Annotated in this window: 13 protein-coding genes; 5 read left to right on the forward strand and 8 right to left on the reverse strand. The window is 62.2% G+C overall.

The genetic code is table 11. From position 1 onward, the window contains the following. Window positions 1–9: 9 nt before the first annotated feature. The gene (locus AC1MDC_RS14910; protein ID WP_007953489.1) at window positions 10–435 is read right to left on the reverse strand and encodes a DUF4399 domain-containing protein; all 426 of its coding nucleotides are present in this window, start codon (window positions 433–435) and stop codon (window positions 10–12) included. Window positions 436–567: 132 nt separating this feature from the next. Here AC1MDC_RS14910 and AC1MDC_RS14915 point away from each other — a divergent pair, with 132 nt between their 5' ends. Then, on the forward strand, window positions 568–1152 hold the full coding sequence (locus tag AC1MDC_RS14915; RefSeq protein ID WP_085697903.1) for a transporter substrate-binding domain-containing protein: 585 nt from the start codon (window positions 568–570) through the stop codon (window positions 1150–1152). Window positions 1153–1270: 118 nt separating this feature from the next. Here AC1MDC_RS14915 and AC1MDC_RS14920 read toward each other — a convergent pair whose 3' ends face one another. Continuing rightward, on the reverse strand, window positions 1271–1756 hold the full coding sequence (locus AC1MDC_RS14920; protein ID WP_480393259.1) for a 2-thiouracil desulfurase family protein: 486 nt from the start codon (window positions 1754–1756) through the stop codon (window positions 1271–1273). A 1-nt stretch (window position 1757) separates the two neighbouring features. Continuing rightward, the gene (locus AC1MDC_RS14925; protein ID WP_480393260.1) at window positions 1758–2390 is read right to left on the reverse strand and encodes a 2OG-Fe(II) oxygenase; all 633 of its coding nucleotides are present in this window, start codon (window positions 2388–2390) and stop codon (window positions 1758–1760) included. Between the two features lie 108 nt (window positions 2391–2498). Between AC1MDC_RS14925 and AC1MDC_RS14930 the strand changes: the two genes are divergently transcribed. After that, the gene (locus tag AC1MDC_RS14930) at window positions 2499–3251 is read left to right on the forward strand and encodes a DUF2059 domain-containing protein (protein WP_085697906.1); all 753 of its coding nucleotides are present in this window, start codon (window positions 2499–2501) and stop codon (window positions 3249–3251) included. A 101-nt stretch (window positions 3252–3352) separates the two neighbouring features. On the opposite strand, the gene bipL is transcribed toward AC1MDC_RS14930, so the two are convergent. Beyond that, complete coding sequence (gene bipL / locus AC1MDC_RS14935) at window positions 3353–4306, reverse strand: phospholipase BipL (RefSeq protein WP_480393261.1); 954 nt, start codon at window positions 4304–4306, stop codon at window positions 3353–3355. A gap of 359 nt (window positions 4307–4665) precedes the next feature. Here bipL and AC1MDC_RS14940 point away from each other — a divergent pair, with 359 nt between their 5' ends. After that, window positions 4666–5244, forward strand: coding sequence for a DUF6436 domain-containing protein (locus AC1MDC_RS14940; protein ID WP_085702374.1), 579 nt, complete (start codon window positions 4666–4668; stop codon window positions 5242–5244). 103 nt (window positions 5245–5347) lie between these two features. Continuing rightward, window positions 5348–7759 carry a penicillin acylase family protein gene (locus AC1MDC_RS14945; protein ID WP_480393262.1) on the forward strand — a complete coding sequence of 804 codons (2412 nt, stop codon included), beginning with the start codon at window positions 5348–5350 and terminating at the stop codon, window positions 7757–7759. 7 nt (window positions 7760–7766) lie between these two features. Here AC1MDC_RS14945 and AC1MDC_RS14950 read toward each other — a convergent pair whose 3' ends face one another. Further along, the gene (locus AC1MDC_RS14950) at window positions 7767–8732 is read right to left on the reverse strand and encodes a GlxA family transcriptional regulator (protein ID WP_085696948.1); all 966 of its coding nucleotides are present in this window, start codon (window positions 8730–8732) and stop codon (window positions 7767–7769) included. A 190-nt stretch (window positions 8733–8922) separates the two neighbouring features. On the opposite strand from AC1MDC_RS14950, the gene AC1MDC_RS14955 reads away from it, so the two are divergent. After that, window positions 8923–9564 carry an HD domain-containing protein gene (locus AC1MDC_RS14955; protein ID WP_480393263.1) on the forward strand — a complete coding sequence of 214 codons (642 nt, stop codon included), beginning with the start codon at window positions 8923–8925 and terminating at the stop codon, window positions 9562–9564. Between the two features lie 142 nt (window positions 9565–9706). On the opposite strand, the gene AC1MDC_RS14960 is transcribed toward AC1MDC_RS14955, so the two are convergent. Genes AC1MDC_RS14960 through AC1MDC_RS14970 form a run of 3 tightly spaced genes read right to left on the reverse strand, consistent with a single transcriptional unit; the run spans window position 9707 to window position 12653 of the window. Further along, window positions 9707–10597: an ABC transporter permease subunit gene (locus AC1MDC_RS14960; RefSeq protein WP_085696933.1), complete on the reverse strand. Its 891-nt coding sequence runs from the start codon at window positions 10595–10597 to the stop codon at window positions 9707–9709. Next, the gene (locus tag AC1MDC_RS14965) at window positions 10594–11475 is read right to left on the reverse strand and encodes an ABC transporter permease subunit (RefSeq protein ID WP_234206559.1); all 882 of its coding nucleotides are present in this window, start codon (window positions 11473–11475) and stop codon (window positions 10594–10596) included. Before AC1MDC_RS14965 ends, AC1MDC_RS14960 begins: the two co-directional genes overlap by 4 nt. A 35-nt stretch (window positions 11476–11510) precedes the next feature. After that, a complete protein-coding gene (locus AC1MDC_RS14970) occupies window positions 11511–12653 on the reverse strand; it encodes an ABC transporter ATP-binding protein (protein ID WP_085689847.1) in 1143 nt (380 codons plus the stop codon). Window positions 12654–12676 lie beyond the last annotated feature (23 nt).

Raw genomic sequence — 12676 nt, forward strand, 5'->3', positions numbered from 1 at the left:
GCGAGAACGTCATTCGACGTTGACGGTGATCTTCTTCGACACGATCGGCGGATCGAACGCCATGTGACCGCTGTCACCCAGCTCCAGTTGCAGGGTGTGCTTGCCCGGCGCGAGTTTGATGTCGGCCTGGGTCTGCGCCTTGCCGAAATGCATGTGGTTGGCGTCGGTCGGCACAACGGAGCCGGCCGGAACGATTTCCTTGGCATCGATCAGCAGATGGTGATGACCGGTGTTCTTGGTGACGTCACCGGCCGGCGCCAGCGCGATGTCCTTTACACCGAACTTGACCGTGAAGGTCTGCGGAACCGTGGCTCCGTCCTCGGGAGAAACGATGAACACTTCGGCGCCCTTCGGTGCCGGAGTGGCCGCACTGGCCAGTACCGAAACACCCATCAGCACACCGGCCAACGCTGCACGTGACATAAAGCTTTTCATTTTCTTCTCCAGTTTTTCCGTAAAATCCGCACGGTCATGACAACTTCATGACCATTCGTTGTCGAAGGCACTCGACAACCATAGCAAAGCGAGCCTGGAAAACAGGCCGATATCGATTTCAAAGGAGTGACCATGCGTTTTCTGCCTGGCCTGATCTGTCTGCTTCCCCTTCTGAGCCCTCTGGCTCACGCCGAACTGATTGATGACGTCAACGACCGTGGCGAGTTGCGCATAGCCCTTGAGGCTAATACACCGCCCTTCAATTTCAAGGACGGCGACACGCTCACGGGGTTCGAGGTCGAGCTTGGGCAACTGCTGGCCAACGAACTGGATGTGCGGGCCGACTTCATCGTCACCGACGAAGCCGATCTGCTCCAGGGCGTCGAAAGCGGCAAGTACGACGTCGCGCTCAACCACATAGCACTGACACCTGAGCTCAAGGAACGTTTCGACATGAGCGAGCCTTACACGCAGGTGAATGCACAATTGCTGGCGAAAAAGGACGAGCAGCCCCGGCCGATGGTACTGGTCCAGGCACTGACCGAAGAGAAGCCGAAGGTCGGGCCGCCGGTGGATCTGGCGATTCCGTTTCAGAAGGGTAACCCGGCGTTCCACGCAAGCCTGGAAAATGCCTTGCAGCGGATCAGGGCGGATGGGCGGCTGGAAGCGTTGTCGAAAAAGTGGCTGAGCGTGCAGGCCTCTGAAGACCTGAAGTGAACACAACTTCCATGTGGGAGCGAGCTTGCTCGCGAAAGCGGCCTGTCAGCCACCGATATCGGTACTGACAATACGCAATCGCGAGCAAGTTCACTCCCACAGTGTTGTAGGTGTGTGATTAGTCGAGTTGTGTCAGCGCTTGTGCAGCCTGCGGCAATTCGAGCTCGCTGAAGACCTGCACTCCATGGCGCTTGAGCAACGCTGCAGTAACCCCCTCGCCACTCACCTTCACCCCACTGAACGTCCCGTCATAGGTCAACAGGTTTCCGCACGAAGGACTGTTGGCCTTGAGCACCGCCACCCGAATCCCGTGCTTGTGCACCAGCGCCAACGCCTGCCGCGCGCCGTCGAGAAACTGCGCGCTGACATCTTCGCCCTCGGTGGTGATCACCGAGGCGAGCCCGTCCAGTACTTCACCGCCCTGCCCGCCCGGAATCTCTGCCGCCGCTCGTGGCGTCGACAGACCACCAGCGACCTCCGGACACAACGGCACCACGCGCCCTTCGGCAATCCACTGTTCCAGCAGATCGAACGGCCCGCTGGCCCCACCGTCATAACGCACGCGATGGCCCAGCAGGCAGCGACTGACGAGAATCCTGTGCATCTCAGAACGGCTCGTTGCCACGGCGGCGGAACCAGCCTGTCAGCGACAGCCGCTCGCGCTGTGCCGGCAGAACCTCGTGGGGGACTTCACCGGAGAGAAACACCACCAGACAACCGCCCGTAGGCTGTACGTCATGAACGCGGTCGTTCTCCAGGTACATGCGCAGTTGCCCGCCATCCTCCGGCAACCAGCCGTCATTGAGGTAGATCACCGCCGAGACCATGCGCCGGTCATCGTCGCGGAAACGGTCAACATGCTTGCGGTAGAACGCGCCCGGCGGGTACAGGGCGAAATGGCATTCGAAATCTTCCAGACCGAGGAACAGTCCGCGATTGAGGGCCTCGCGCAAACTGTCCATCAGGTTCAGATAACGCTCGCTGGCCTCGGCCTGGCCGGGATCGATCCATTGGATATGGTCGCCGCGAATGCCCTCGCGAACCTCAGAAAACGGCCCGCGTCCGACGCCCGCCGGCGCCAATTCACCTTCGGCGTCACGTTTGCGGCACTCGGCCGCCAGCGCGCGGGTCAAATCCGCAGGCAGGAAAATGTTCTGCTGCGACCAGCCGCGCTCGGCCAGGTCGTCGACGATACGTAACAGCAGCGGGTGATCAGAGGATATTTGCATGGCGCGCATAGTATGCCTGCGGCAAGAAATCCGACAGAGCCACGCGGCGGCTTGATACGAATTCTCGACAAGTACTGGCACCGCACGGAGAATAGTCGGCTGCCGACAGGAGTCCTTATGCGCCGTTTGCTTTTTTCACTGTTGATGTTCTGCGTTTTGCCCGCCTGGGCGGACGACCACGACCAGTTGTACAAGGTCGCTGGCTGGCCAGAACAACGCGCGCATTTCAACGATGCCCTGAGTGCCGCGCAGCAGCGTTACCAGAACAGCCTGCCGCCCGCGGTGTTTCAAGCGCTGGTGAACAACAGCAACCAGCGCTTCGCCCCCCAGGCCGTGGATCAACGCGCCGAAGCGCAACTGCGCAAGAACCTCGCCGATCCGCAACCGGCCCTGTCGTTCTTTCAGTCACCGCTGGGCAAGAAGATCGTCGCCGCCGAACTGCTGGCGACCCGCCGCGATCAACTGGCGAAAAACGCCAAGGGCCTGCCGAAGATGCCGGCCAGCGACAGTCGTTTGCTGATCATCGGCCACCTCGCCCAGGCCCTGCCCGCCCGTGAAGCCGGTGCCGAAGTCAGTCTGGCGATTGCCGGCGTGGCGGCGGACAGTCTGAGTTCGATGATCCCCGGCCTGCTCGGCGGCGGTCAGGCCCAGGGCATGTTGAACGGTCAGCGCCAGCGGCTGATGGATCAGATCGGCGCCGACCTGAACAACACGCTGCTCTACGTCTATCGCGACCTGTCGGATGAAGAACTGGAAGAGTTCGCGACCTTTGCCGAATCCACTGAAGGCAAGGCCTACTATCAGGCCGCGCTGGCCGCGATCCGCGCCGGGTTGGCCGTCGGCCAGAGCACCTCGAACCTGAATCAATAAATCTCTGCTGCCTGACCGACCGCCTTCGCGAGCAAGCTCGCTCCCACAAAGGATTGCGATCTATTGTGGGAGCGAGCTTGCTCGCGAAGGGGCCCTCAGGATCACGAGTGATACCGGCCTTTGATCCGCTTGCTCAGAAACTCGAAATACTCCTCGCGCATTTCCGCCGTCTCGTTGGCCAGGTGATGCCGCGCCTCGGCCAGCAACAGAATCTGCGGCCGGTCGAACTTCCACTTCATCACTTGCAGGTTGTGCTGCCAGTCCACGGTCATGTCCGCCTGGCCCTGCACGATCAGTGGCCGGCGCGGACTTTTCTTCGCGTATTCCACCCGGTTGATCCAGCGTGACAGCGCACCGACCCACGCGGTCGGCAGACGCTTGGGCTGCAACGGATCGGCCTGCAGGAACGACAGGAAATCCGGGTCGTTGGAGTTTTCGCTGAAACGTCGGGCGATGCCCCTGACAAAGGGCCGCAGCAGGTAGTAACTGAACTGCGACCAGCCCCAGGCGCGCGGCCGCACCAGCGGCGCCAGCAGAATCAACTGCCCTTGGGCCGGGCTGTTTTCGCCATGGTTGAGCACATGATCGACAATGATCGCCCCGCCGGTGCTTTGCCCGCACAGGTGCCATGGCTGCGGCAACGCAATCGAGCGCGCCTCGGCGAACAGGCCTTGCAGCGCATCCTGATATTCGGAGAAATCACGGATGCTCGCACGCTCGCCGCTGGACAGACCATGCCCCGGCAGATCGCAGGCAATCACGGCGAAGCCCTGACCCAGCGCCCACTCGATCACATGCCGGTACAGGCCGGTGTGGTCATAAAAACCGTGCACCAGAAACAGCGTGGCCCTGGCCGTTTCCGCCGGCCACCAGCAATGACTGACCAGTTGATAGCCATCAATGTCGAACCGGCCCATTCCTCGCCAGACATCACGCTCCGGAAAGTCGGTCTTGTAGAACCGCTGATACGCCTTCGCCTCCTCGGACAACGGCTGCCACTCGGCCAACGGCTTGAGGCTCGCGCGCAGATGATCGGGATCGAAAGCAACAGACATGGGCAATTCCAGAACGGTAAACAGACTTTATCGGCCTGCGATATTCATCTGTAGAAGCAAGCATGGCAAGCTTGGGGGCGCTCTCGACTGATTTCCCCACCGCGTTGTCGCCTTAAAGCGAGCCAGGCAAGGCGCAGGCCGCGGGGAATGGTGTTCCCTTTCCAAGGCCTGCAACGCAGGCTGGCTCGCTTTAAGGCACAACCCGAAGGGCCGGGCCTGCTGTTGTGCAGGGCTGCTTTGCTCGAAGCTTATTTGGAACAATCAAACCGCGCTTCTCGCGCCTTGCCCTGCACAACAGCAGACCCGGCGCGGCGGGGAAATCAGTCGAGAGCGCCCCCAGCCTCTGAGGAACCAAATCCATGCGCCCGCCCTACCGCACCGCACTGTTTGCCAGCCTGCTCGCCATCGTGTGTGCCGGCGTGCTGTGGGCAGCGTACGACTGGTTTCAGGGCCGCTACCTGCGGGCGTTCAGCGAACACACTGCGGTGTTTTCCGGCGACCCGTTGCGCCTGCCCGACGACCTCGCCGGCCCCGGCAACATCCGTCTGGTGCACTTCTGGGATCCGGCCTGCCCGTGCAACGTCGGCAATCAACAGCACCTGACCGAGATGGTCGAACAGTTCGGCCCCAAGGGCGTCGAGTTCTTTGCCGTGCAGAAGGCCGGCAGCCACGGCCAGTTGCCCGCCACGCTCAGCAATCTCAAGACCATCGCGGTATTGCCCGGCGCCGAACAGATTCCCGCGAGCCCCGCCGTAGCGATCTGGGATCGCAGCGGCAAACTGGCGTATTTCGGGCCTTACAGCGAAGGGCTGACCTGTAATTCCAGCAACAGTTTTATCGAACCGATCCTGCGAGCCTTGAGTGACGATCGTCCGGTCAATGCGACCCATACGCTGGCGGTTGGTTGCTACTGTCCGTGGCCGGCAGAGACGAAGTAAGGCATTCCGGACATTTCAAGGACGGCGATGCGCAGCACACGAAGCGTGTGCTAATTGTTTGCAGCCCGCACGGGCGGCAATCCCGAATGCACAAGGAGTCACCATGAAACGCGTCTTCACCGTTCTTGCCTTGCTCATCGTTGTCCTGCTCGCCGCCGGCGGGTGGTATGTCTACAGCAAGCAACCGACGCGTCAGGGCCAGGTGGAACTGCGCAACCTGCGAGGTTCGGTGACCGTGCGTTACGACGAGCGCGGCGTGCCGCACATCCGCGCCGAAAACGAGGCCGACCTCTACCGCGCCCTCGGCTATGTGCACGCCCAGGATCGCCTCTTTCAGATGGAAGCCATGCGCCGTCTCGCCCGGGGCGAACTGGCCGAAGTGTTCGGACCAAAACTGCTCGACACCGACAAACTGTTCCGCAGCCTGCGCATCCGCGAGCGCGCCGCCAGTTACGTGGCCGGCCTCGACAAGCAGTCACCGGCGTGGAAGGCCCTGCAAGCCTATCTGGACGGCATCAATCAATATCAGGACTCGCACGCCGCCCCTGTCGAGTTCGACGTGCTGGGCATCCCCAAGCGGCCGTTCACCGCCGAAGACAGCATCAGCGTCGCCGGCTACATGGCTTACAGCTTTGCCGCCGCGTTTCGCACCGAACCGCTGCTGACCTACGTGCGCGATCAACTGGGCGCCGACTACCTCAACGTCTTCGACCTCGACTGGCAGCCCAAGGGCGTGCTCGCCAAGGGTCACGCCGGCATGGCGCCGGCCCTCGCCGCCGAAGACTGGAAAGACCTGAACACCCTCGCCCGCGTCAGCGAACAGGCGCTGATCGATAACGGCCTGCCGCAGTTCGAAGGCAGCAACGCCTGGGTGATCGCCGGCAGTCGCAGCAAGAGCGCCAAGCCCTTGTTGGCTGGCGACCCGCATATCCGTTTCTCGGTACCGTCGGTGTGGTACGAAGCGCAGCTGTCGGCGCCGGGCTTTGAACTCTACGGCCATCATCAGGCGCTGGTGCCGTTTGCGTTTCTGGGGCACAACCTGGATTTCGGCTGGAGCCTGACCATGTTCCAGAACGATGACCTGGACCTGATCGCCGAGAAGGTCAATCCGGACCACCCGGATCAAGTCTGGTATCGCGGCCAGTGGACCGACATGGTCAAGACCGAGCAGCAGATCGCGGTGAAAGGCCAGGCCCCGGTGACCATCACCCTGCGCCAGTCGCCCCACGGCCCGATCGTCAACGACGCCCTCGGCAGCGCCGCCGGGAAAACCCCGATTGCGATGTGGTGGGCATTTCTCGAAACGCCAAACCCGATCCTCGAAGGTTTCTACCAGCTCAACCGCGCCGACACCCTGGCCAAGGCTCGCGCCGCTGCCGCCAAGGTGCAGGCGCCGGGGCTGAACATCGTCTACGCCAACGCCAAGGGCGATATCGCGTGGTGGGCCTCGGCGCTGTTGCCCAAGCGTCCGGCCGGGGTGAAGCCTGGCTTCATTCTCGACGGCAGCAGCAATCAGGCGGACAAGGACGGCTACTTCCCGTTCAGCGCCAACCCGCAGGAAGAGAACCCGGCGCGGGGCTATATCGTCTCGGCCAACTTCCAGCCCGTGTCGCCGACCGGCATGGAGATCCCCGGTTACTACAACCTCGCCGACCGTGGCCAGCAACTCAACCGCCAGCTCGCCGACAAGAACGCGAAGTGGGACAACGAGGCCAACCAGAAACTGCAACTGGGCACCGCCACGGGTTACGGGCCGCGTCTGCTGGCGCCGTTGCTGCCGGTGCTGCGTGAAGTGGCGGGCAATCCCGCCGAGCAGAAGCTGGTCGAGCAACTGGCCCAATGGCAAGGCGACTATCCGCTGGATTCGGTCAGTGCGACGGTGTTCAACCAGTTCCTCTTCAACCTTGCCGACGCGGCGATGCGTGATGAGCTGGGCAATGACTTCTTCGATACCCTGCTGTCGACCCGAGTGATCGATGCAGCCCTGCCCCGGCTCGCGGCGAATGCCGATTCACCGTGGTGGGACAACCGCAGCACGCCGGCCAAGGAAACCCGCGTCGACACCGTACGCGCCGCGTGGCAGGCGAGCATGGCGCACCTGAAGTCGACTCTCGGCGACGATGCTTCCGGTTGGCAATGGGGCAAGGCGCACACGTTGACCCATGGTCATCCGCTGGGGCAGCAGAAGCCGCTGGATCGCATTTTCAACGTCGGCCCGTTCGCTGCACCAGGCTCCCATGAAGTGCCGAACAATCTCTCGGCGAAAATCGGCCCGGCGCCGTGGCCGGTGACTTACGGCCCGTCGACGCGGCGGTTGGTGGACTTCGCTGATCCGGCTCACAGCCTGACCATCAACCCGGTCGGCCAGAGCGGCGTGCCGTTCGACAGTCACTATGACGATCAGGCGGAAGCGTATGTGGACGGGATGTATGTGCAGGCGCATTTCAGCGAGGAAGAGGTGATCGCGAATACGCGCAGTACCTTGAAGCTGTTGCCGGCGCGAGCGGCGCAATAAGCGCCGCTCAAACCATCGCCGCAAAATTCAGCCGGAATTGCTGCGGCGTCACCCCCAGCCGCCGGTTGAACACGCTGCGCATGTGTTGCGCATCGCGAAACCCGCATTGATAGGCCACCGTCTTCAGCGGCGCCGTGGTGCTTTCGAGCATCACCCGCGCCGCATCCACCCGAGCCCGTTCGACGAACTCCGCCGGGGTGACTTTCGCCTCTCTCGCAAACACCCGGGAGAAATTCCGCGCACTCATGTTCGCCGCATTCGCCAGGTCGGCGATGGTCAGGTCGCCGGTGAGATTGGCCAGCACGTACAGCTGCACCCTCGCCACCGCCGACGTCGGCTCGGCATGGGGCGCGAGAAACGGGCTGAACTGCGACTGCCCGCCCGAGCGCTGGGTAAACACTACCAGCCGCTTGGCCACGCTCAGCGCCACTTCGGCTCCGTAATCACGTGCCAGCAGGTACAGCGACAGATCGATCCCCGCCGTCACCCCCGCCGAGGTGTAGAGCTGGCCATCCTCGACGTACAACCGATCCGCCTCGACCCGGCTCGACGGGCACAACTGCGCCAGTGCTTCGGCGTCGTTCCAGTGTGTGGTGATCGTGCGCCCGTTCAGCAATCCCGCACGGGCGAGCATGAACGCGCCGTTGCAGATCGAGCCAAAACGCCGCGCCCGTCCACAAGCCTCACGCAGCCAGGCATCGAACGTCTCGCCGAAATCCAGAAACGGCAACTGCGGCCCGCCCGTCACCAGCAGCAAGTCATAAGCCTCCTGCACTTCGCTGAAATGCCGATGCGCGCTCAGGGTCAGCCCGTTGGAACACGCCATCGACCCGCGCTCAACGCCGATCACCTCGAGCCGGTAATGATCCTCCGGTGCCAGGAAGCGGTTGGCCTCGGCGAACACGTCCATCGGCCCGCTGACGTCCAGCGCCTGCACGCCGGGGAACACCACAATGGCGACGGTTTTGTTCATGGTGATGTGGGCTCCCGGGGAATGACGGATCAGCGCCAACCCTAGCCAATCCTCACCGCAGAAGCGAGCTGGCACGATTTGCAGGTGCAATGGCAAGGATCGCAGCCATGGATCGATTGTCCGGTTTTGCCCCCGGGAACAGACTTTCTCCATCAGCGCCACGACGGCGTTTTCGACTAGGAAGCTCAACATGACCACGACCATCGCCGGTATCCAGATCCCCGACAGCGCCCTCGCCCGGGCCACCACCGAATACATTCGCGACATCGAATCCGACCTGCTTTACCACCACTCGCGCCGGGTGTTTCTGTTCGGCGCCTTGAGCGGCGAACGCAAGCAACTGGCCTATGATCCGGAGCTGCTGTACGTCGGCGCGATGTTCCACGACCTGGGGCTGGTCGAAGGTCACCGCAGCGATGACGAGCGTTTCGAAGTCGATGGCGCCAACGCAGCTGCCGAATTTCTCAAGCCATACGGCTTGAGCGATGACGACATCGAGCAGGTCTGGCTGTCGATCGCCCTGCACACCACGCCGGGGGTGCCGAAGCATTTGCGTCCGACCGTGGCGCTGGTGACGGCGGGTGTCGAGATGGATGTGCTGGGCATGGACTACGTGGCGTTCACCACGGTGCAGCGCGAGGCAGTGGTGCATGCGCATCCACGGGGCGAAGGCTTCAAGGAGTGCATCATCTGCGCGTTTGCCGACGGCTTGCGGCATCGTCCGCAGACCACGTTCGGCAACGTGAAAACCGATGTGCTGAAAGATCAGATGCCGGGGTTCAAGCCGATGAACTTTGTCGAGGTCATCCGCAACTCTCCTTGGTCGGCCTAAAACCAACTGTGGGAGCGAGCTTGCTCGCGAAGGGGGCGTATCTGCCAACATTGATGTTGAATGACACACCGCTTTCGCGAGCAAGCTCGCTCCCACAGTTTGGATTGGGGTTGATCACAGAGTTGTGATCACCCCCACTGACTTAAGCCGCTTCCGGCGTCGGCGCCCGGCGCACGTCCGGTTGCTTCCACGAATCCGCAGCGCCTTCTTCGATGGCTTGCTGGATCGCTTTCTTGCGGGCTTCTTCGGCACGGCGGCTGAAGAACCAGACCAGGAAGGTCACCAGCGACACCGCCAGCAGAATCAGGCTGGCCACGGCGTTGATCTCCGGCTTCACGCCCAGACGCACCGCCGAGAACACCTCCATCGGCAGGGTCGTCGAACCCGGGCCGGACACGAAGCTCGCCAATACCAGGTCATCCAGCGACAGGGCGAACGACATCATGCCGCCCGCCGCCAGCGACGGCGCGATCATCGGGATGGTGATCAGGAAGAACACCTTCCACGGACGCGCACCGAGGTCCATCGCCGCTTCTTCGATCGACAGGTCCAGCTCGCGCAGACGCGCCGACACCACCACCGCCACGTAGGCCGCGCAGAACGTGGTGTGGGCGATCCAGATGGTGACGATGCCGCGCTCCTGGGGCCAGCCGATCATCTGCGCCATCGCCACGAACAGCAGCAACAGCGACAGACCGGTAATCACCTCAGGCATGACCAGCGGCGCGGTGACCAGGCCGCCGAACAGCGTGCGGCCCTTGAAGCGGGTGATGCGGGTCAGCACGAAGGCTGCCAGCGTACCCAGCGCCACGGCGGCAACCGCGGTGTAGCAGGCGATTTCCAGCGAACGCACCACCGAGCCCATCAGTTGGGTGTTGTCGAGCAGGCCGACGTACCACTTCACCGACCAGCCGCCCCAGACCGTCACCAGTTTGGAGGCGTTGAACGAGTAGATCACCAGGATCAGCATCGGCAGGTAGATGAACAACAGGCCGAGCACCAGCATCAGGCTGGAGAAACGGAAGCGCTTCATTCTTTACCCTCCATTTCCTTGGCCTGACTGCGGTTGAACAGGATGATCGGCACGATCAGGATCGCCAGCATCACCACCGCCAGGGCGGACGCCACCGGCCAGTCACGGTTGTTGAAGAACTCTTGCCAGAGCACTTTACCGATCATCAGGGTTTCCGGGCCGCCGAGCAGTTCCGGGATCACGAACTCGCCCACCACCGGGATGAACACCAGCATGCAGCCGGCGATGATGCCGTTCTTGGACAACGGCACAGTGATTTTCCAGAAGCTGTTGAAGGTGCTCGAACCCAGGTCGGACGCAGCCTCCAACAGGCTCGGATCATGCTTCACCAGGTTGGCGTACAGCGGCAGGATCATGAACGGCAGGTACGAATAGACGACGCCGATGTACACCGCGAGGTTGGTGTTGAGGATCTGCAGCGGCTCGTCGATCAAGCCCATGCTCATCAGGAAGCCGTTGAGCAGACCGTTGTTGCTGAGGATGCCCATCCACGCATACACGCGGATCAGGATCGCGGTCCAGGTCGGCATCATGATCAGCAGCACCAGCACCGTTTGCACTTCCTTGCGGGCGCTGGCGATGGCGTAGGCCATGGGGTAGCCGATCAACAGGCACAGCAACGTGCTGAAAAACGCCATTTTCAGCGAGCCGAGGTAGGCGGCGATGTACAGCTCGTCGTCGCCGAGCATCGCGTAGTTGCCCAGGTTCAGCAGCAGTTGCAGCTTCTGTTCGGCGTAGGTGTAGATCTCGGTATACGGCGGGATGGCCACGTCCGCTTCAGCGAAGCTGATCTTCAGGACGATGAAGAACGGCAGCATGAAGAACAGGAACAGCCAGATGAACGGGACCCCGATGACCAGTTGACGGCCACCGGGAATTATTCGATTGAGCCGGCGTTTGAATTTGCGCATGTTCATGAGCGAAGTACCACGCCGCTGTCGTCTTCCCACCACACGTAGACCTGATCGCCCCAGGTCGGACGTGCGCCACGGCGCTCGGCGTTGGCCACGAACGACTGCACCAGCTTGCCGCTCGGCAACTCGACGTAGAACACCGAGTGACCGCCGAGGTAGGCGATGTCATGCACCTTGCCGCTCGACCAGTTGTACTCGCAGGTCGGCTGGTCGGCGGTGACCAGCAGTTTTTCCGGACGGATCGCGTAGGTCACGGACTTGTCCTGCACCGAGGTGCTGATGCCGTGGCCGACGTAGATCTGCCGGTCGAGGTCCTTGCAGGTGATGGTCGCGTGGCCTTCGGCGTCGTCGATCACCTCGCCTTCGAAGATGTTCACGTTGCCGATGAATTCGCAGACCAGACGGCTGGTCGGGGTTTCGTAAATATCGATCGGGCTGCCGATCTGGGCGATCCAGCCCAGGTGCATGATCGCGATGCGCTCGGCCATGGTCATGGCCTCTTCCTGGTCGTGGGTCACCATCACGCAGGTCACACCCACGCGCTCGATGATCTCAACCAGCTCAAGCTGCATCTGCGAACGCAGTTTTTTATCCAGTGCGCCCATCGGCTCGTCGAGCAGCAGCAGTTTCGGCCGCTTGGCCAGCGAACGCGCCAGCGCCACACGCTGACGCTGGCCGCCGGACAACTGGTGCGGCTTGCGCTTGGCGTACTGGCTCATCTGCACCAGTTTGAGCATCTCGGCCACGCGGGCGTCGATCTCGGCTGCCGGGATCTTGTCCTGCTTGAGGCCGAACGCGATGTTCTGCGCCACGGTCATGTGCGGGAACAAGGCATACGACTGGAACATCATGTTGATCGGTCGCTCGTACGGCGGCATGTCGGTGATGTCGACGCCGTCGAGGAAAATGCGCCCCTCCGTGGGCCGTTCGAACCCTGCCAGCATCCGCAGCAGAGTGGATTTGCCCGATCCCGAACCGCCGAGCAGGGCGAATATCTCGCCCTTCTTGATTTCCAGGGACACATCGTCCACGGCAACCGTCTCGTCGAACTTCTTCGTGACCCGGTCGATTTTGACCAGCACCTGTTTCGGTGTCTGATCGCCCTCGAGGGCTTTCTTATAGGCGCCGGAGGCAACTGCCATTTACAAAACTCCCAGAAAAAAGA

This window comes from Pseudomonas sp. 1 (assembly GCF_056626735.1).